This window comes from Sutcliffiella halmapala, from assembly GCF_050107295.1.
Lineage (GTDB): Bacteria > Bacillota > Bacilli > Bacillales > Bacillaceae_I > Sutcliffiella_A > Sutcliffiella_A halmapala_A.
The window spans coordinates 102339-121128 of record NZ_JBNIKR010000009.1 but is presented as its reverse complement, the minus strand read 5'-3'; the positions used below and the strand labels follow the sequence as shown (position 1 = coordinate 121128).

Here is an 18790-nt window from a genome sequence, read left to right as displayed (position 1 = left end):
AGGAACCTGATATTAAAAGCCTTTTTATCTTTCCAGGACACCTACCCCTAAAACAAGATTATTCCATAGGACTTTTTCTATTGTTTCCAGTTTCTCTTTGTCACAACGTATCATCAGAATCAAATCTGCATCCGATCCACGCTTTCTCATATTCTTCTCACTTTTCTTCGTAGTATAATAGTCGACCAGAAAGCCTAATACCACCCCAAAAACCAATCCGAAAAGTCCCCATAGAATTGGTCCCAAATATAAAACATATCCATAGATAACCCCCAGTAACATAAAGATGATACCAAAAATTGCAGATAAATCCATTAAACTCCGTCCATCTGAACGATGCATGGAATCAATCATTTTGGATTGGTATTTGATTTTATCCAAAGGAATGACAAGCAACTGTTCTTTAGATAGACCGAGTTCTTCCAATTCACGTAATGTAATTTCCATTTCCATGGTATATTTAAATGTCGCGAAAATGTACATTACATTCAACTCTTTTCTATAATGGCATTTTAAATTCTAGGTCCTGGTATTTTTCCTTCAGCTCTCTGCTCATATATCTGTCAATGAGCTTATTGATCTCCACTGCGCTTACATAGGAATCATACGCTGCAAAACAATAGATGGATGGGATAAATAGTAACCATTGAGGTATTAATGCCTGGCTGGCGTGACTGAAATCTCCCATTAATGTTAAGTGGATGGCGGTATATACATTCGCCTGGTATGTGATAATCAGCCACCAAGTTAAGATAAATATGACGGATAGTATCCTGGTAACATATAAATTCCCTAGTCCTGGTGTCAATAATGACCAGATTAAAGCAAGGATTGGGCTCTTTTTGTCGATAAGATTTATTTCAAGCGAACTCGTATTTTTGATGATAATCGGAAAATCATCCCGATAAGCCATGGTGTAATGTTTATTCATTTCTACAGTCAAACGGTAGCTATCCCATATGGAAAACACGTAAATGATAATGTAAAGGATGATCCAGCGCTGATCTAAAACCACCACTGCATCCTCAAACCTACCTATCATGGACAGATAGATAGCTTCGTTCAGATGGGCAGCGTAGTTAATTAAGACTTCCCAGGAGATTAAAATAAATGCTGTTAAATACTTATTAAGCATAAAATGGCCAAATCCGGGGAATGAAGCAGCCCACCACGCCACAACAAAAGGCTTACGATAATGAAGGATGCTCGTCGTAAACGGACTGATAATCGCAGCATATCTCTTTTTCTTGTAGCTTTCCGCCATTCTGCCTACCCCATTCACCTGTTATTTCTTCCCATAGTATGCGATGGACACTCGGCTACTATGCAACAGCAGGGGAAAACGGGACATAAGTATTATTTTTGATATATCTTAAAAGCGGATAAAATAAATGGCACACCCAACTTGATGTGCCATTTATTATAAGAGAATTTATTTAATTGCTCTTTTTTCCAGCTTCATCCGCTAATTGTTCGAAGCTCTTGACTTTCCCATGCTCATTTTGTGATTGCTTTCGTACTTTTCTTTGTCGTTCCTGCTGACTTTTAGATTGTGTCATCCATATCTGCTCCTTTCGCAAGCTTGTTCTTATGATTTGTATATAGAAAAACAATTATTCGAAAGTCATGTTCTTCTGCTACAATAGTTGCAATAACAATAAAGGAATGTTGATGATGAGTCGAATTAGATCAGTCCTGCCATTGTGGATATTGGCCAATATCTTGATTGGTATCAGCTTTACTTTCAAGGGTTTGTTTTGGCTTTTGTTCCCGCTAGCACTATCGCTTTTGCTTTTCACAAGCCTGAAGTTTGGACGCCAAGGTGATATATCACTAATACCATCCATTAAATCTATATTCTTTGGTGCCATTACAGGTAGTTTGCTTTATCTTATTTTTCTCTCGACCTATTTTGTTATCAAATTCTTTGATCTTCCTTTTCTTTCACAAGTTAAAGAGTTATATACGATTGTGGGTCCATCAGAAATATGGCATTATCTGCTATTGGTATTCATTATTGTACCGGGTGAGGAAATTTTCTGGAGAGGGTATATACAGGATGCAATTTCAAAATGGAAAAACGGTCCTGCAGGTGTTATGATTGCTGCCTGCCTTTATACATTTGCACATCTATGGTCCGGAAACCTTATGCTTGTGGCTGCTGCATTTACAGCCGGGGTCGCCTGGGGTGCATTATTCGAATGGAAAAGATCCCTGGTGCTGATCATTGTATCCCATTTGGTGTTTGATATCTGGTTGCTTGTAGTAATGCCCTTGAACTTTTAATGATTGGATTCCCCTTCCAGTCTTAATAAGGTAAAATGATTTCTTGGAGTAATATTAAAAGGAGGAAAAAAGTATGGATGCCATTTATCTATTTGTTATTGCAGCTGTTGTTGCTTGCTTTGGAATAGCTATACTTCTTAGGTCAAGTATGGAACAGCTGGCTAAACACCCGGAGAACATCTCTCAAATACAAACTAGACTTTTTATGTTTGTAGCATTTATTGAAGCTCTTCCGATCGTACTGATTGTGTTTGGATTTATGACATTGGCCGATTCAAGCGCAGACCTTATCATCCCATTAGTGATAGTCGTGGTTAGTGTCGTGATAAATGCCGTTATAAACCTTCTAAAACGAAATGAACTCGTAGCGAACTACCCGGAAGTCAAAAGTACGATTAATTCCCTTTTCCTTGTAGGAAATGCTTTAATGGCAGCCATTCCTGTAGTAGCCATAGTAGCGATGTTTGTAAGATGACAACTTGAGATATTTAATAATATGAAGACAGGCAGGAAACCGTGAACGGTTTTCCTGCCTGTCTCATTTCCTCACAATCAAAAGTATCAGAAATGCAATGCTTATATAGCCGAATAGTGGGTAGAGGTGTTCAATTAAACTTCCGTAGCCGATTTGGCTGATCGTATATATAATTGAAACCAAAACAATCGTTACGATGTAGCGTGGAATATTCCACATGCTTTCCAACTGACGCTGCAAACCGAAAATATCGCTGACAACAGAAGTGAAAATCTCCCCATAAATGACAAACACATACATACCGAAAAAGGAAATCATCCCAACCTTCACAACCTCTGCCATAGGAATTTCATACGTCTGGAAATTCGGCAGGGAGGCGATGGAGATATGACAGGTTATCAAGATGAAGCAAAGGACAAGGCCACCAATAAAGCCACCACGCTTAATGATCCATTCGTCATCGACCTCTGTCGCAAGGGGTACAAGAACAGGTTGAGCCATTGCCAAGTTAAAGGCGACATAGGTAACAGGGGAAATCCACCCTTTCCATGACGGCTGCTGCGATGATAGTGTCAGGAAATCAAGGCCGTGCTCCATTAAGGCATTTCCTGCAATGAAAAAGCTGAAGCCGATCATGACAGGCACCACCACAATGTTGACACCCACCAACCCTTTGACACCTATTAATACAACACACACAGCCAATCCGACTGTCAACACTAACCCAAACTGATAATGCCATCCCAGCTGTTCTTCAAATACAGCGCCTGCCCCGGATAGCATCACAGCTCCGACGCAGGTCAAAATGATGAGCATGAAGAGGTTGACTACTGTACCCGCAGACACCCCAAACAGATATTCATTAAACTCTTTATAGGAAGTCGCCTTTATCCTCTTGGAAACCAGCATCATTTTCGTGCCAAGCCAAATGAATAAAAACCCACTGATTAAGATGGAGAAGAATCCTACCCACCCATATTGGGTGAAAAATTGGACAATCTCTTTACCGGTTGCAAAACCTGCTCCCACTATTGTCCCAACATAAACCGCACCTATCTGAAAGGCACCAAGCCAACTTCTACTCAACCGCGCCCCCACCCCTAAACCATTTTTTTGCGTCCTCTCCACATTGAAAATGAAAAAACTGCTTGTCACATTATATGAGACAGGCAGTCAGGAAAGAAGCGTTTTTTGATAAGGGCTTTTTAAACATTCCGCTAACAAGTATTTGCTAGTAACTATTAAACTTGGAGGGGCAACTTCTTCCTTTCATACCTCCCTTTTAACGGGAACATGGTTGCACTCGAACTTTGTGCCACCCCTGAAGGAATATCCTCACCCTCTATAATCCAGGCTGTATCATCCAGCTTTTCGATGACCGAAATGTTTTGTCCGAAATTTTCTATTTCAGGGTATTCACCAAAGACAACCCATTTTAATAAAGAATCCTGGTCAGTAACAGAATCATTTGCCGCAGGAGATGCTTTGGGTTCTTTTTCCAACTGAATGATGTCTTCTAGTACTGCACTCGCTGTAGGAAACATGCCAGCCCCTGGACCCTGCAGCTGCAAAGTCCCCAATAGATCGGTTGTAATGGAAACACTGTTTTGAACCCCTTCGACCTGATAGAAAGGATGGGAATCTGATACAAGAACAGGCTCCACCTTACATTGTATTTCATTGTTTGACTTGAAGAGAGTGACCACATGTTTGAACCTCAAATCCGCTTCCTCTGCAACCTTCATATGCTGCGGCTGAATGTGTGTTATTCCCTTTCTTATTACGCCTTTGATACAGGGCTGATCTCCATAAATCAGCTGACTCAATACTAATCCTTTATAAAGAGCATCATGTCCTTCAATATCATTGGTAGGATCAGATTCAGCATATCCATTTTCTTTTGCAAGCTGAAGCGTCTCAGCAAAAGTGCTGCCCAACTTCCTCATGTTCGTTAAAATAAAGTTGGAGGTTCCGTTAAGAATACCCTCGATTTTTTGAAAATGATTGACCTGAAGAAGCTGTCTAATCGTTTGGATGATGGGGATTCCTCCCGCTACGGTCGCCTCATAGCCTAGGCCAACTCCTTTTTCCAAAGCCAATGCCTGCAGCTCGGTTCCATGAAATGCAAACATTTCTTTATTCGCAGTAACAACATGACACCCCTTAACGATTGCTTTTTTAAGATAAGTGAATCCAGGTTCCCTGCCGACAATGGCATCAATGACAATATGAAGATCCGGAAGTGACAGAATATCCTCAAAGTTCGAGGTAAGAAGAACCTTTTCATCCGGCGCCACATGCTTTTCTAAATTTTGAACAAGTATAGCGACAACATTAACCTCTTTTCCCAAAAGCCTCTGTAAACGGTTTTGATGGGATTCAATCGTACTGTATACACCCTTTCCAACCGTTCCATATCCCAATAGAGCTACATTTATTTTAGACATGAGTCACTTCCCTTCTCTCTTTTTCCTCAAGCAATCGCTTCACTTCCATCCCCCATTTGTCAAACTCAACTAAAAAGCCATCATGTCCGAACTCTGTTTCGACCTCAACAAAAATTGCTGATTTTCCATGGGCTTTCAGTTCCTCCACTGTTTCACTTATCATACTAGTGGGATAGAGCAGGTCTTTTGAAAAGCCTATCATGCATACTTTACTTTTTATTTGGCTCAGTGCTCTCCTCCAACCGTTCCGTTCCCAGCCAATATCATATTGGTCCATTGCCTGCAAGAGACAAAGATAGCTGTTGGCATCAAATCGTCGTGTGAATTTCTCACCCTGGTATTTCATATAGGAGTCCACCTGATATTCAACGACAGAATCCTCTTGCGTTCGTTTCTGTTCCCTGTTAAAACGATGATTGAATAAACTGGCAGAGCGATAGGTTACCAGACCAACCATTCTGGCTATTTCAAGGCCTTTCAATATTTCATTTTCCTGGTAATCTCCATTATTCCAAAGTGGGTCTGTCATAATGGCCCTTCTTCCAATACAGTTAAAAGCGAGTGCATAATCAGTAAAATAAGGGGTTACAGCCATAGGAATAAGAATATCTGCAAAATCCGGATATAATACTCCCCATTCGAGCACCTGCATTCCCCCAAGAGATCCCCCAATAACAGCTTTGGCTTCGGAATACCCAAGCTCCCTTAGTGCCAAATATTGAGCATGCACCATATCTCTGATTGTGACAGACGGAAACTTCCTTCCATATTTTTCACCAGTTTTTGGATTCATGGAGGTTGGACCTGTGGAGCCATTACACCCTCCTAGAACATTCATCGTTATTACTTGATAGTCTTTTGTATCAATATAAGATCCAGGACCAATGAAGGAATGCCACCACCCTTTTTCCTCCTCTGACCCTTTTGCAAATTGGTTTCCTGTCAGGGCATGGCAGACGATAATAAGTTCCCTATTTTTGTTTCCCACCCTTTCATAGGCAATTTCCACCTTCTCCAATACTTCTCCACTCTCAAGCACCAGTCGCTCGATCCGTACACTACCGGCAGTTGTTTTGCAATCACTCTCCGTCACTGTCTTTCCACCCTTTTCATATCAGATGCTTTGCACTTTCAAGGCGGATTTTCCTGTTGCTGTGAAAAGTGCCTGGTCTAGATCCTTTTTCAGATCTTCGATGGATTCAATTCCTACAGATAAGCGAATCAGATCTTCTGTTACGCCTGTCTTTTTCAGATCTTCCCCTGTAAGCTGCTGGTGCGTGGTGGATGCTGGATGAATGATCAAGGATTTAGCGTCTCCTACATTGGCTACATGTGACCAAAGCTTGATGGAATCAATGGCTTTTCTTCCAGCTTCTCTTCCACCTTTGATACCAAAATTGAGAATGGACCCATACCCGTTTCTCAAATACTTTTGAGAAGAAAGATGCGCCGGGTGTCCTTGAAGACTAGGATGGGAAACCCACTCCACAGCAGGGTGATCTTGAAGGAATCTGGCAAGCTCTATCGCGTTTTCATTATGCTTTTCCACCCTTAAGTGAAGCGTCTCCAATCCTTGCAGAAGAAGAAATGCACTTTGAGGACTTAAGCATGCGCCAAAATCACGCAAAAGCTGGACACGCAGCTTAACAGCATAAGCAAGATTTCCGAAGGCTTCTGCATAGCGGATGCCATTATAGCTTACATCCGGTTCAGTAAAGTCTGGGAATTTATGATTATCCCAGTTGAATGTACCGCCATCCACCACAATTCCTCCGATTGTCGTTCCATGACCGCCAATCCATTTAGTTGCCGAATGTACCACAATATCCGCTCCCCACTTTATCGGGTTGCAAAGATATGGAGATGCAAAAGTATTATCAATAATGAGCGGTATGTCATGATCATGCGCGACTTTTGCAACACCTTCAACGTCTAAAACATGTAAGCTGGGATTTCCAATGATTTCGCCGAAAATCGCTTTGGTTTTTGGGGTTATCGCCTCTCTAAAATTCTCGGGATCCGTTCCATCCACAAAGTTCACTTTTATCCCATACTTCGGCAATGTGACAGCAAAAAGATTATAAGTTCCCCCATACAAATTGCCTGCTGCAACGATTTCATCACCGGCATGGGCAATGTTTAATATAGCAAATGCTATTGCAGCCATGCCTGAGCTGGTTGCAACAGCCGCCACTCCACCTTCCAACAGCGCGATTCTCTTTTCCAGCACATCAACTGTCGGGTTTCCAATTCTCGTATAGATGTTGCCGAATTCATTTAGAGCAAATAAATTTTGGGCATGCTCTGTATCATTGAAAACATAGGATGTTGTTTGATAAATGGGAACCGCTCTGGAACCGGTAGTCGGATCAGGAGTTTGGCCTCCATGTAACAATAGTGTTTCTATTTGATAAGATTCATTTGGATTGGTCATGTCATTACCTCCGTTTATATATAAAAATAAAAAACCCCTTCATAAGAAGAGGTTTTTTTCCTCCTCTTATCTGTCAGGCATAGTCCGCCTGCAGGAATTAGCACCTTTTCAGAAAAAAATAACTTTTTCTGATGGTTGCCGGACTTCATAGGGCCTGATCCCTCGGTCACTCTCGATAAGAGATATTCAGTTTTTTGTACATTACGTTAATTCATTAAATGGATAATTGATTTACTATCTACCATATTGAGTAATAACGGATAATATTACTTTTAATTTTCCCCCTTTTTAAACAGATAAAAAGCCTCTTCGATAAGAAGAGGCTTTCATTGAAGGTCCTCTTCTTATCTCTCAGAAAAAAATTCTGCAGAAATTAGCACCTTTTCAACATCATTGAAGGTTGCCGGGCTTCACAGGGTCTGTCCCTCCACCACTCTTAATAAGAAGTTTTGCTATTTGATTTTAATAAGCTTGATACTTTTTGCAATTATAACAACAGTCTCAAGCTGAAGTCAACAAACTTTTCTAAATATACCGAATAAAATATATACATTATTTTCCAATAGACAAAATACTTGAAAGTCAAAAAAGGTCAAAGTATACTAAGGCTAAACCTTAATGGTCAAAGAAAGTCAAACTATTCTCAAGGAGGAAGCAAAGAATGATTTGTCAAAAATGCGAACAGAATCAAGCAACTATTCATGTTAAGTTCCAATTTAATTCAGAACAAAAGCAACTTGTCCTATGCTCTTCCTGCTTTGAAGAAGAAAGAGCAAAATTACAGACGCCATCTGGATTCTTGCAAGGATTTTCCGGACAGACTCCATTTTGGGAGCAGGATCATCGACCTATTAAAGAGTCAAATTTCAAAGATGCTAAAGAGTCCAAACATGGTGGTGGAATTCTGGACAAATTAGCCAAAAATGTTACGAATCTGGCTAAAGCAGGATTGATTGACCCTGTGGTGGGAAGAGAAAAAGAAATCAAGAAAGTAATTGAAATTCTAAATAGACGAAACAAGAACAATCCTGTACTAATCGGGGAACCTGGAGTAGGTAAAACAGCTATTGCGGAAGGACTTGCTCTTAATATTAGTACTGGAGATGTTCCTGCCAAGCTTCAGAATAAAGAAATCTATCTGTTGGATGTTGCCTCACTTGTTGCCAATACTGGTATTAGAGGTCAATTCGAAGAAAGGCTGAAGCAGATCATCCAGGAACTGCAGGAAAGAAAAAATGTCATCCTATTTGTGGATGAATTGCACTTAATCGTGGGAGCAGGTTCTGCGGAAGGGTCCATGGATGCAGGTAACATGTTGAAACCGGCATTGGCCAGAGGAGAGCTGCAGCTCATCGGGGCTACAACCTTGAAGGAATACCGGCAAATAGAAAAGGATGCAGCATTGGAACGACGCTTTCAACCTGTTATGGTAAAAGAGCCTACTCCTGAAAAAGCTGTTGAGATCATTAAAGGTATCCAATCCAAATACGAGGAATTCCATCAAGTTTCCTATACAGAAGAAGCGATAAATGCCTGCGTCAGCCTGTCACACCGCTATATTCAGGATCGTTTCCTACCTGATAAAGCCATTGATTTGCTTGATGAAGCAGGATCTAAGAAGAATTTAACCTTGGATGTAATGGACGTGGAGGGAATTAACTACCGACTGGCACAGATTGAAAAGGAAAAACAAAAAGCTTTGGATGAAGAGAAATATGAATACGCTGCAAAGCTGAGAGATGAAGAAGCAAAGCTTGAACAGAGTAGAAATAGCTCCACTTCGAAAAAACTTGAAGTTACACTGAATGACATCTATGCAATCATAGAAGAAAAAACTGGCATTCCTGTTGGAAAGCTGCAACAGGAAGAACAAGTAAAGCTTCGTGATCTCGAGGCAAATTTAAATAAAAAAGTGATTGGACAAAAAGATGCAGTCCATAAGATTGCAAAAGCAATTCGCAGAAGTCGTGCAGGTCTTAAAAGAAAAGAACGACCTATTGGTTCCTTCCTTTTTGTCGGTCCTACTGGGGTTGGTAAAACAGAGCTTACCAAATCACTTGCCGAAGAGCTTTTCGGTTCAAAGGATGCATTTATCCGTTTTGACATGAGTGAATACATGGAAAAGCATTCAGTATCCAAACTAATTGGATCTCCACCAGGGTATATCGGGCATGAGGAAGCTGGACAGTTGACAGAAAAGGTTCGCCGCAACCCTTACAGCATTGTACTGCTTGATGAAATGGAAAAAGCCCATCCAGATGTGCTCCAGCTGTTCCTTCAGGTAATGGAGGATGGCAGGCTGACGGACAGCCAAGGAAGAACTGTCAGCTTCAAAGACACTGTGATTATCATGACAAGTAACGCAGGTGTTACAGACAAGAGGATTACAGTAGGTTTTGAGAAGCACGAAAATACAGTGCAAGGTTCTATACTGGATTCCTTGTCGTCCTATTTCAAACCGGAGTTCCTTAACCGATTTGATAATATCATTGAATTTGCAAAGCTTGAAAAAGAGCATATGCGTAAGATTGTCGATATTCTGATTAATGATTTATCAGGTATGCTGATCGAAGAGCATCAGTGTAAACTTTATTTATCGGAAGCTGCAAAAGAATGGTTGGCTGATAAGGGCTACCATCCTCAGTTTGGGGCTAGACCATTACGCCGACTTATTCAGGAACATGTAGAAGATGCCATCGCTGATGTTTTACTGGAGCTTGATTACATCCCTACTTCTCTTCAAGTGGAGGTTGAACAGGAAGAATTGAAAGTAAATGTTAACTAATATGCGATTTGAGGCTTGTTGGTCACCATTTCTAATTGGTGATCAACAAGCTTTTTTTATTTATAATGATTAAACGAAATCCCCGGCTTTTGAACTCAGGTACACGATTACGCCTTCTCTGTTTCTGTGTATTATCATTCTTTAATCCCAATTGATTTTCTGCATTCGAGTTTGTTATTGGGACACTAACATACGAATTTGGCATCTTCTCTTGTGCTTGATCTATCTTGATTATTGATTGGCACGCAGAAAAGTTTAAAAACAGCATTGCCGAAAATAACAGATGGAAAAAACAGGCCACGATATCAACCTCCCACTGTTATCGTGACCTGCATCAAATTTTTTATGTAGCTGTAACGAAACTGTAATAGAACACATTACTCCAGGTCATAATCCTGTAAATGAACAAAGCTGAAGCCCTGTTCCAATAATTTCAGAACCGCTTTCTTTACTCCTTCAGCTGTCCCGCTTCCCGGGTGATTCATGTGAAGGATCACGATCGATCCAGAGGATGCTTGAAGCATGGAATCTTTCACTTGATCCGCGGTAAAAGTCGCTCCAGCATCACCTAGAATATCAAAGTTCACTACTTCCAAACCAAGGTCCTCGGCTATTTTAACCGAAACATCATCGTAAAAAGCTGTTCCCGAGCGAAAATGTTTTGGAAGCTTTCCTGTATGCTCCAATATCATTTTCTGATTCCCGATAATTTCCTCCACGATTTCCTCTTTTGAAGTTGTACTCTCTATGCCCCAAGCAGAACGGGGGATGGTGGATAATGGCCGGTGTTCTGTACCATGATTTTCTATTGTGAATAAAGAATTGTTTGCTAGCTCCATAAAAATAGTGGGCTGCGCCTCTATCCATCTGGCATTCACAAAAAGATTCGCCTTTATGTTATGCTGGTCCAGGAAACCAATCAGTTCATCATCATATCCGCTGCCATTTTCTCCTCCGCATGCATCCAATGTTAATGCTATGACTTTTTCATCGGTTTTCATCCTTGTTTTTACACCTGAAACAAATTCATGGAATTCATTGGACTCCCCATAATCACTCTCGTTCAGAACATGGTTTTCCCTTTTTGTCAGTTCCTCCAAGGCCTCTTTCTTTTGGAGTTCTTCCTCCGTTAGTTCCGGCAACTCCTCCACTTTTGTTTCTTCTTTTTGAACAGGTTTCTCCTCTTTTACTTTTCCATCCTCTCTTACAGGTTCCTTTGTTGTGCTAACTTCTACACCACTACAGGCAACCGACAATAAGATACAGATGAAGAAAACTCCCCCAATGGTTCCCCTCATTTCAACATCCCTTTTCGACAATATACTTTTTTATGAAATGGCTCCGTTAAAGACCGCTGTTGATTTCCGCACTAGGCTTCGCTTTCCGCGGGGCGTTTGTGGAGCCTCCTCGGCTTCGCCTGTGGGGTCTCCACTAAACGCTGCCTCCCGCTGGAGTCTTCGCCTATTGCTCCAATCAACAGCTAGATTCTAATAAGCATCACAAATCTTTAATAAGAGAAAAAAAACTGACTGAAGCGTTTTTCATGGAAAATCCATGCACTTCAGTCAGTTGATATGTGTAAACTCTATGTTGTTGGAATACTTTCTGTAAGTGGATATGTTCTGATTGCTCTTAATGCTACTTCCCCATCGTTAAAGGGTACAGACTCGCTTCCAATCAGTTGATAATTTTCATGCCCTTTGCCTGCTATTAATACTACATCATCTTCTTTAGCAAGTTCGATGGCCCTGAAAATCGCCTGTTCACGATCACCGATACATTCAAATTTGTCATCCACTGCCCCGGCTGCCATTCCATTTATTATTTCCTCATATGGCTCGTCCAATGGATTATCAGTGGTGAAGATGACGTAATCTGATTTCTCTGTTGCGATCCTGCCCATCTTTGGTCGTTTATCCTTATCTCGATTACCGCCTGTCCCTATTATGGAAATGATATTCCCTCTGGAGAACATCTTGATACTTTCGAGCACCTTCCCGATTGCATCCTCCGTATGGGCGTAATCAATAATGACAGTTCGTTGATCACCTGTTTGCAACGTTTCCATCCGGCCACTAGGTGGTGTTACCTCACTTAGATGCTTAAGAATTTTCTCAAAAGGCATTCCCTTATCCCAAAGTACACAAATAACGGAAAGAATATTATAAACGTTAAATTCACCTACAAACGGAACTTCCAGTCTGTATTCCCCGAAATCCGTATGTAAAGTGAAGGCTGTTTTATTTTCGAAAAACTCCAGATCACTCGCTCTGAAATCCGCATCATTTTTGATCCCGTATGAAATGATTCTGGCACTCGTCATACTGATATAATCCTTGGAAGCTTCATCATCCATATTTAGAATTGCAGCTTTGTCTTTACGGAGATCCTGTCCGAGCTGCGAAAAGAGCAATCCTTTTGCGTTTTTATAATTTTCCATGGTACCATGGAAATCCAAATGGTCCTGTGTCAGATTGGTAAACACTCCATTCTGGAACTCCACCCCGGCCAAACGTCCAAGCAGAAGTCCATGGGAAGATACTTCCATTACAACATCCGTCACACCTGCATCCACCATGTCCTTCAGCATTCTTTGCATGGTCAGTACATCACTTGTTGTGTTCTTGCTTTCGAACTTTTCCCCATCGATATCGATTTCGATCGTTCCACTAAGGCCAGTCTTATAGCCTTCGTTTCTCATCACTTTATTGATGACGCTTGTCACTGTCGTTTTCCCGTTCGTCCCTGTAACTCCGACAATTCTAAGCTTGGTGGAAGGGTAGTCAAAAAATGCATTCGCAAGCTGTCCCAGTGCTCTTTCCGTATCTCTCACCTTCACGTAGCAGACATCCTCATGCAGCATTTCGGGCAGTTCCTCGACCACGATCACTTTCGCACCCAACTCAATGGCAGAGGAAATATATCGGTGGCCATCAACGGTGTATCCTTTTATGCAGACAAAGACGGAATCCACTGTCACCTGCCTGGAATCGGAAAAAATATTAGAAATGGAAATCGGGAATTCCCCATATATTTTTTGTGTTTGCACTTTTGAAAACAAAGAATTTGTATTCATAGGGTCACTTCCTTTTCTGATACTAAATATTATTTCTAAACGAAGTCAATGTGTTTTTTGTATAGTATCTTCAATTAATTGAATATGTATTTAACCGAATATTGACAAACTAAAAATAAAATCAATACCAAAGCCATTTATACACTATATATCTACCATTCTACAAAAGTAAAGGAAAAAGGGAAAGTAGAATATTGTCGGAAATGCCTTGATTTCGTTGGAAAAAGCTGCCGATATATCGACAGCTTTCTTTTTATAAAGCTCTTTTCATAAAGTTTGTTGCTCTATGACCGTAAAAAATCGGCTTTTGGATTTTTTACAGCAATTCTTCCCATATTATTCACAGTGATAAAGAAACAACTACACAGAAAAGAGCACGATGGCTAGTATATTACGTGATTACGTTGAGTACGTCAAAAACAACAATTTATGCGAAAACAGCCTTTTATAATACTTTATCATCTACCTTGTTTAAATAGTTTTCAATTTCCCCTACAACTGATTCCACACAGCCATCCTCGAATGGAGAACGAAGTTGTGCAAACTTCACCAGTTCCGTGAAGGATTTGCTTCCTCCCAATTTACACAGTTCCAAATAGGATTTCCATGCTTCTGTAGGGTTCTCTTGTGAAAGCTTCCAATACTGTAATGCACAGATTTGAGCCAATGTATAATCAATATAATAGAAAGGTGTACGATAAATATGGCCTTGTCGTTGCCAGAAACCGCCCGATTCCAAATAATCATTCCCATCATAATCTCGGTTAGGAAGATATTTATCCTCAATTTCCCGCCAAGCTTTATTTCTCTCTGCAGGAGTTACTTCAGGATTTTCATATACAAAATGCTGGAATTCATCCACAGCAACACCATAAGGAAGGAATGAAATAGCACTGCTTAAATGGGAGAATTTGTATTTTTCCGCATCTTCCTTGAAGAAAAGCTCCATCCATGGCCATGTAAAGAACTCCATACTCATCGAATGGATCTCACAGGCTTCATAGGTTGGCCAATTATATTCAGGCACATCAAAATCTCGGCTCATGTATACTTGAAAAGCATGTCCTGCTTCATGTGTGAGCACATCGATATCGCCGCTTGTACCATTGAAATTCGAAAAGATATAAGGTGTTTTGTAGGTTGGGATATAGGTACAATACCCTCCAGCTTCCTTCCCTTTTTTCGCGACTAGATCCATCAGGTTCCTGTCGATCATGAACTGGAAGAACTCTTTTGTTTCCTGTGAAAGCTCCTCATACATTTTGCTTCCATTCTCAATAATCCATTCAGGAGTCCCTTTCGGTGTAGCATTTCCGGTTTGGAATTTAAAGCCCTCATCGTAGTACTTCAAATCTTGGACACCAATGCGAGCTTGTTGTCTTTCTTTCAGTTTTTCAGTCAATGGAACAATATATTCCTTCACCTGTTCACGGAATTTAGCTACCATATCTGCATCATAGTCCGTACGTGTCATTCTTGCATAACCAAGCTCTACAAAGTTCTTGTAACCAAGTTTTTGGGCAATCTTGGTACGGAGTTTGACCAGTGAATCAAAAATATTATCAAATTCCTCTTTATTCTCATTAAAGAAGCCGAATTTCGCTTCACTAGCCTTTTTACGCACTTCTCTGTCTGTGGACTCCGTAAACGGGTCCAACTGCGCCAACGTCAGCTCTTCCCCATTGAATGGGATCTTTGCTGATGCTATCAGCTTGGAATACTTTGTCGTTAGCTTATTCTCCTGCTGAAGGTCTTCTATGATGGAATCATCAAATGTTTTCAATTCACAATCAGCCAATGAGAAAAGCTGAGTCCCCCATTTTTTCTCCAGCTCATTCCGGAATGGAGATTTGACAAGTGCTTTATAATATTTTGTATCCAATGCTTTTGTCAACGGCTCTATTTCGTCCAGAAAATCTTGTTCTTCCTTGTAGAATTCATCTGTCGTATCAATGGAATGGCGAATGTACACAAGATTAAAATCCGTGCTTAACTCATTTCTTATTTCATTGATTTCCTTAATGGCATCCTCCTGCTCCTGAGCAGAACTCGCCCCATCAAACCTTACCAACGCAGCATTATACCTGCTCTCGACCTCATCCATATTTGGCCGTGTATATGCAAACTCTTCAAATCTCATAATAAACGTCCCCTTTGCAAACAATATTCACCCTTTAATATTCTACATAAATCGGCATTATCCTGCAGGGGTCTGGCCCTTTATTTAGTGGCACTTTATTAAAACAAAAAAACTGACTCCCGTCAGTTTTTTTCTGTTTGGGCAGCAAAGTGCCCGAGTTTTTTTATTAGGTCGATTGCCTGCTCTTTTTCTTCTGTTTGAAGTCCGGCAAGCAGGTTGTGTATTTGTTGTTCATGTTGTGGGAAGATGTTTTGGAGTAGATCTTTTCCGGCGTCCGTAATTTGCGCATAGGTTACTCGGCGATCTTTTGCACATGCCTTACGGGCAAGCAAGCCTTTGCCTTCTAGTTTATCCACTACATAAGTGATACTTCCGCTTGCCAACAGGATTTTCCCACCTATTTGCTGCAATGGCTGATCGCCCTTATGATAGAGAAGCTCCAGCACTGCAAATTCAGTTGGATTCAGGTCAAAGCGTTGAATGGACTGATTGGCTTTATCCGTAATAGCTCGGTATGCTCTGGAAAGTACTATGAATAGTTTTAAAGAGACATCTAAATCGTTTCTATTTGTCATGATCTTCATTCCTTTTTCAAATATCTTGAATTAAGACCAATGTTATAGTAAACATCTTCATTCGTCAATCCAAGTTGGAAAATATGTAATCGCTATATTATCACGAAGGATGTAGGATAAAAAAGAAGAGCTGATCAATTCGATCAACCCTTTAAATAATTGAGTTTATACAATCCTTTTTCTAATAGATGAAGACAGGAAGTCAATGACCGTTACTACAACCACGATAACCAATAGAATCAGACCCATCTCTTCCCAGTTACGATTCATTTGAGCAAATTGAATGAGTGTACCGATCCCCCCCGCTCCAACTATTCCAAGAATGGTGGAAGCACGAACATCTATCTCAAAGCGGTAAATGGCATAGGAAAGAAACTCGGGAATTATCTGAGGAATAACCCCATGGAACAGGATCTGCACTTTGTTGGCACCACTAGATTCCATAGCCTCCACAATATTCATATCGATGGATTCCAGAACTTCGGAGTAAAGTTTGCCAAGCATACCGGTTGAGCCGATTGCAATCGCAAGAACTCCAGCAAAGGGATTTGGCCCAACAGCAACCACAAAAAGGATAGCCAGAATCAAATCGGGAAATGCACGAATTCCGCTCAAAAGCCATTTTCCTAGCGTAGTGAAGTTTTTGCTCTTAGTCATATTCCGGGCAGCAAGGAACCCAAGCGGAATGGCCAGGATAGCTGCCATCAACGAACCGGCAAATGCAATATAAAGAGTTTCGACCATAGCAGTCCATACCTTACCAAAGGCAGACCATTCAGGATTAAACAGTTTAGGTATCACTCGTTGGAAATTATTGACCATTCTCTCATAGGCCCTTATCCAATCAATATTGATTCCTGTAAAGGTCCAAATATACATCGCCAGTAAAAAAAGGACGCTTGCCCAAGTACGCAATATTCTCAGACCGGATTTTTTTCTTTTGGGAGGTAGAACCAATTCCATTATACAATCGCCTCCCTGATTTTGGTTGAGATGTATTCAATGATTACTACCATTGCAAAGATTACTAAAATGATTAGCATGGCATTAGGATAATTATAAAAACGTAATTGCTGGCTAAGTACAATTCCGATACCGCCCGCTCCAACTAGACCTAATACCACGGAAGCACGAATATTTATTTCAAACACATACAGAACAAATGAAGTAAATTGAGGCAGGACTTGTGGTACCAATGCAAACGAAATTTTTTGCAGTGTATTTGCACCAGAGGCACTCATGGCTTCCATCGGGTTCATATCAACAGATTCAATCGTTTCACTAATCAATTTTGCAAGTATACCCAACGAAAAAATGATGAGTGCAAGAATTCCGGGTAATACTCCGATACCAAATAATCCAACAAAAATAACCGCCAAAACAAGATCGGGGATGGTACGTAAAATATTCAAGAATGAGCGAACTGCCGTATAAACAAACTTGTTTGCCGTAACGTTTTGTGCAGCAAGCAAGCTTAATGGAATACATAAAATCGCTGCTACTGTAGTAGCAATAATTGCCATTTGGATGGTTGTGGCCAATGGCTCCAGGATATTCATGAATACATTAAAATTCGGCGGGAAGAATTTCACGATTACTCGTCCCATGTTCGGAATGCCTTGAATCAGATCGGTAAATGTTGCATTTGTCTTTATGGTGCTTAAAATATAGAATCCGATGACAAGTGAGAAAATGACTGTGAGTCTCGCTTTCGTTTTTGAAGGAAGCAGGGAAGGCACTGGGTTTTTGTTTTCTACTTTCACTCTTCGGCACCCCCGCGCAAATCGTCCTCACGAATCGCACGACCATATATTTGTTCAAATGTCTTTTCTGTCACTTCTGAAACAGGCCCGTCAAATACTACTTCCCCTGCTCTCATTCCAATGATTCTGTCTGCATATTCCATCGCCATATCAATAAAGTGAAGATTGACTATAGTTGTTATCTTATCTTCTTTGTTGATTTTCTTAAGGTAGGTCATAACCTGATGAGATGTTGGAGGATCTAGTGAAGCTACCGGCTCATCAGCAAGAATGTATTTTGGTCTTTGTGTCAATACCCGTGCAATACTCACACGTTGCTGCTGTCCACCACTTAGCTCATCTGCACGGTTATACAATTTTTCTTCAATATTCACACGCTTCAAACTTTCATATGCAAGTGCAAGGTCTTCCTTTTTAAATAAGTTGACCATGGAACGCAATGTTCCTGTATATCCTAAACGACCAGCAAGAACATTTTTCAATACATTAGATCTTTTAACAAGATTATAGTTTTGAAAAATCATTCCCACTTTAGTTCGAAGTTTTCTGAGGTCTTTGTTTCGATATGCAAGTATATTTTCTTTATCTACATTCAATGCTCCACTTGTCGGAGTCACTAATCGGTTGATACTTCTTATAAATGTGGATTTACCGGCACCAGAAAGGCCGACGATAACAACAAATTCACCTTCATTGATCTTCACATTAACATTTTTCAACCCTTGCGTTCCATTTGGATACACCAAGGAAACATTTTTGAATTCAATCATGTTGCAAACCCCCTCATCTCAATAACAAATGCACAAAAC

17 protein-coding genes and 2 riboswitches are annotated in these 18790 nt (G+C 40.6%); of the genes, 3 read left to right on the top strand and 14 right to left on the bottom strand.

What is annotated here, in order from left to right; all coding sequences use genetic code 11:
• Window positions 1-24: 24 nt before the first annotated feature.
• The 3 genes from ACQCT5_RS15765 to ACQCT5_RS15755 all read right to left on the bottom strand — a co-directional run bounded on the left by ACQCT5_RS15765 (window position 25) and on the right by ACQCT5_RS15755 (window position 1559).
• Window positions 25-483 carry a hypothetical protein gene (locus tag ACQCT5_RS15765; RefSeq protein ID WP_499642950.1) on the bottom strand — a complete coding sequence of 153 codons (459 nt, stop codon included), beginning with the start codon at window positions 481-483 and terminating at the stop codon, window positions 25-27.
• A 16-nt stretch (window positions 484-499) separates the two neighbouring features.
• On the bottom strand, window positions 500-1264 hold the full coding sequence (locus tag ACQCT5_RS15760; RefSeq protein WP_499642949.1) for a hypothetical protein: 765 nt from the start codon (window positions 1262-1264) through the stop codon (window positions 500-502).
• 172 nt (window positions 1265-1436) lie between these two features.
• A complete protein-coding gene (locus ACQCT5_RS15755) occupies window positions 1437-1559 on the bottom strand; it encodes a DUF6254 family protein (protein WP_417897128.1) in 123 nt (40 codons plus the stop codon).
• A gap of 115 nt (window positions 1560-1674) precedes the next feature.
• Here ACQCT5_RS15755 and ACQCT5_RS15750 point away from each other — a divergent pair, with 115 nt between their 5' ends.
• Together ACQCT5_RS15750 and ACQCT5_RS15745 are read left to right on the top strand one after the other, a co-directional pair.
• On the top strand, window positions 1675-2286 hold the full coding sequence (locus ACQCT5_RS15750; protein ID WP_499642948.1) for a CPBP family intramembrane glutamic endopeptidase: 612 nt from the start codon (window positions 1675-1677) through the stop codon (window positions 2284-2286).
• 73 nt (window positions 2287-2359) lie between these two features.
• The gene (locus ACQCT5_RS15745; protein WP_499642947.1) at window positions 2360-2761 is read left to right on the top strand and encodes an ATP synthase subunit C-like protein; all 402 of its coding nucleotides are present in this window, start codon (window positions 2360-2362) and stop codon (window positions 2759-2761) included.
• 63 nt (window positions 2762-2824) lie between these two features.
• On the opposite strand, the gene ACQCT5_RS15740 is transcribed toward ACQCT5_RS15745, so the two are convergent.
• From ACQCT5_RS15740 to ACQCT5_RS15725, 4 genes are all read right to left on the bottom strand, one after another.
• Complete coding sequence (locus ACQCT5_RS15740) at window positions 2825-3847, bottom strand: YkvI family membrane protein (RefSeq protein WP_499642946.1); 1023 nt, start codon at window positions 3845-3847, stop codon at window positions 2825-2827.
• Between the two features lie 155 nt (window positions 3848-4002).
• Window positions 4003-5208 (bottom strand): homoserine dehydrogenase, encoded by a 1206-nt coding sequence (locus tag ACQCT5_RS15735; protein WP_499642945.1) that lies wholly within the window; start codon window positions 5206-5208, stop codon window positions 4003-4005.
• The gene (gene metX, locus ACQCT5_RS15730; RefSeq protein WP_499642944.1) at window positions 5201-6301 is read right to left on the bottom strand and encodes a homoserine O-acetyltransferase MetX; all 1101 of its coding nucleotides are present in this window, start codon (window positions 6299-6301) and stop codon (window positions 5201-5203) included. Before metX ends, ACQCT5_RS15735 begins: the two co-directional genes overlap by 8 nt.
• A gap of 21 nt (window positions 6302-6322) precedes the next feature.
• Complete coding sequence (locus ACQCT5_RS15725; protein WP_499642943.1) at window positions 6323-7642, bottom strand: O-acetylhomoserine aminocarboxypropyltransferase/cysteine synthase family protein; 1320 nt, start codon at window positions 7640-7642, stop codon at window positions 6323-6325.
• A gap of 63 nt (window positions 7643-7705) precedes the next feature.
• Window positions 7706-7824: riboswitch (SAM riboswitch) on the bottom strand.
• Between the two features lie 159 nt (window positions 7825-7983).
• Window positions 7984-8088, bottom strand: a riboswitch (SAM riboswitch).
• Between the two features lie 215 nt (window positions 8089-8303).
• Between ACQCT5_RS15725 and ACQCT5_RS15720 the strand changes: the two genes are divergently transcribed.
• Window positions 8304-10427, top strand: coding sequence for an ATP-dependent Clp protease ATP-binding subunit (locus tag ACQCT5_RS15720; RefSeq protein WP_499642942.1), 2124 nt, complete (start codon window positions 8304-8306; stop codon window positions 10425-10427).
• Window positions 10428-10804: 377 nt separating this feature from the next.
• On the opposite strand, the gene ACQCT5_RS15715 is transcribed toward ACQCT5_RS15720, so the two are convergent.
• The 7 genes from ACQCT5_RS15715 to phnC form a co-directional block, all read right to left on the bottom strand.
• Window positions 10805-11725 carry a polysaccharide deacetylase family protein gene (locus tag ACQCT5_RS15715; RefSeq protein ID WP_499642941.1) on the bottom strand — a complete coding sequence of 307 codons (921 nt, stop codon included), beginning with the start codon at window positions 11723-11725 and terminating at the stop codon, window positions 10805-10807.
• Between the two features lie 287 nt (window positions 11726-12012).
• On the bottom strand, window positions 12013-13503 hold the full coding sequence (locus ACQCT5_RS15710) for a UDP-N-acetylmuramoyl-L-alanyl-D-glutamate--2,6-diaminopimelate ligase (RefSeq protein WP_499642940.1): 1491 nt from the start codon (window positions 13501-13503) through the stop codon (window positions 12013-12015).
• A gap of 445 nt (window positions 13504-13948) precedes the next feature.
• Entirely contained in the window at window positions 13949-15643 is a 1695-nt protein-coding gene (locus ACQCT5_RS15705; RefSeq protein ID WP_499642939.1) for a M3 family oligoendopeptidase, read from the bottom strand.
• Between the two features lie 122 nt (window positions 15644-15765).
• Window positions 15766-16218 carry a MarR family winged helix-turn-helix transcriptional regulator gene (locus ACQCT5_RS15700; protein WP_499642938.1) on the bottom strand — a complete coding sequence of 151 codons (453 nt, stop codon included), beginning with the start codon at window positions 16216-16218 and terminating at the stop codon, window positions 15766-15768.
• A gap of 165 nt (window positions 16219-16383) precedes the next feature.
• Window positions 16384-17181, bottom strand: coding sequence for a phosphonate ABC transporter, permease protein PhnE (gene phnE / locus ACQCT5_RS15695; protein WP_499642937.1), 798 nt, complete (start codon window positions 17179-17181; stop codon window positions 16384-16386).
• Complete coding sequence (phnE, locus tag ACQCT5_RS15690) at window positions 17181-17981, bottom strand: phosphonate ABC transporter, permease protein PhnE (protein WP_499642936.1); 801 nt, start codon at window positions 17979-17981, stop codon at window positions 17181-17183. The genes phnE (ACQCT5_RS15695) and phnE (ACQCT5_RS15690) overlap by 1 nt, the downstream gene beginning before the upstream one ends.
• Window positions 17978-18751, bottom strand: a complete 774-nt coding sequence (gene phnC / locus ACQCT5_RS15685) for a phosphonate ABC transporter ATP-binding protein (RefSeq protein ID WP_499642935.1) — start codon at window positions 18749-18751, stop codon at window positions 17978-17980. The genes phnE (ACQCT5_RS15690) and phnC overlap by 4 nt, the downstream gene beginning before the upstream one ends.
• Window positions 18752-18790 lie beyond the last annotated feature (39 nt).

Bases quoted from the DNA above. Each gene is read 5' to 3' on its own strand.
- ACQCT5_RS15765 (WP_499642950.1), bottom strand. From the start codon at position 483: ATGTACATTTTCGCGACATTTAAATATACCATGGAAATGGAAATTACA.
- ACQCT5_RS15760 (WP_499642949.1), bottom strand. From the start codon at position 1,264: ATGGCGGAAAGCTACAAGAAAAAGAGATATGCTGCGATTATCAGTCCG.
- ACQCT5_RS15755 (WP_417897128.1), bottom strand. From the start codon at position 1,559: ATGACACAATCTAAAAGTCAGCAGGAACGACAAAGAAAAGTACGAAAG.
- ACQCT5_RS15750 (WP_499642948.1), top strand. From the start codon at position 1,675: ATGAGTCGAATTAGATCAGTCCTGCCATTGTGGATATTGGCCAATATC.
- ACQCT5_RS15745 (WP_499642947.1), top strand. From the start codon at position 2,360: ATGGATGCCATTTATCTATTTGTTATTGCAGCTGTTGTTGCTTGCTTT.
- ACQCT5_RS15735 (WP_499642945.1), bottom strand. From the start codon at position 5,208: ATGTCTAAAATAAATGTAGCTCTATTGGGATATGGAACGGTTGGAAAG.
- ACQCT5_RS15725 (WP_499642943.1), bottom strand. From the start codon at position 7,642: ATGACCAATCCAAATGAATCTTATCAAATAGAAACACTATTGTTACAT.
- ACQCT5_RS15720 (WP_499642942.1), top strand. From the start codon at position 8,304: ATGATTTGTCAAAAATGCGAACAGAATCAAGCAACTATTCATGTTAAG.
- ACQCT5_RS15715 (WP_499642941.1), bottom strand. From the start codon at position 11,725: ATGAGGGGAACCATTGGGGGAGTTTTCTTCATCTGTATCTTATTGTCG.
- ACQCT5_RS15710 (WP_499642940.1), bottom strand. From the start codon at position 13,503: ATGAATACAAATTCTTTGTTTTCAAAAGTGCAAACACAAAAAATATAT.
- ACQCT5_RS15705 (WP_499642939.1), bottom strand. From the start codon at position 15,643: ATGAGATTTGAAGAGTTTGCATATACACGGCCAAATATGGATGAGGTC.
- ACQCT5_RS15700 (WP_499642938.1), bottom strand. From the start codon at position 16,218: ATGACAAATAGAAACGATTTAGATGTCTCTTTAAAACTATTCATAGTA.
- phnE (WP_499642937.1), bottom strand. From the start codon at position 17,181: ATGGAATTGGTTCTACCTCCCAAAAGAAAAAAATCCGGTCTGAGAATA.
- phnC (WP_499642935.1), bottom strand. From the start codon at position 18,751: ATGATTGAATTCAAAAATGTTTCCTTGGTGTATCCAAATGGAACGCAA.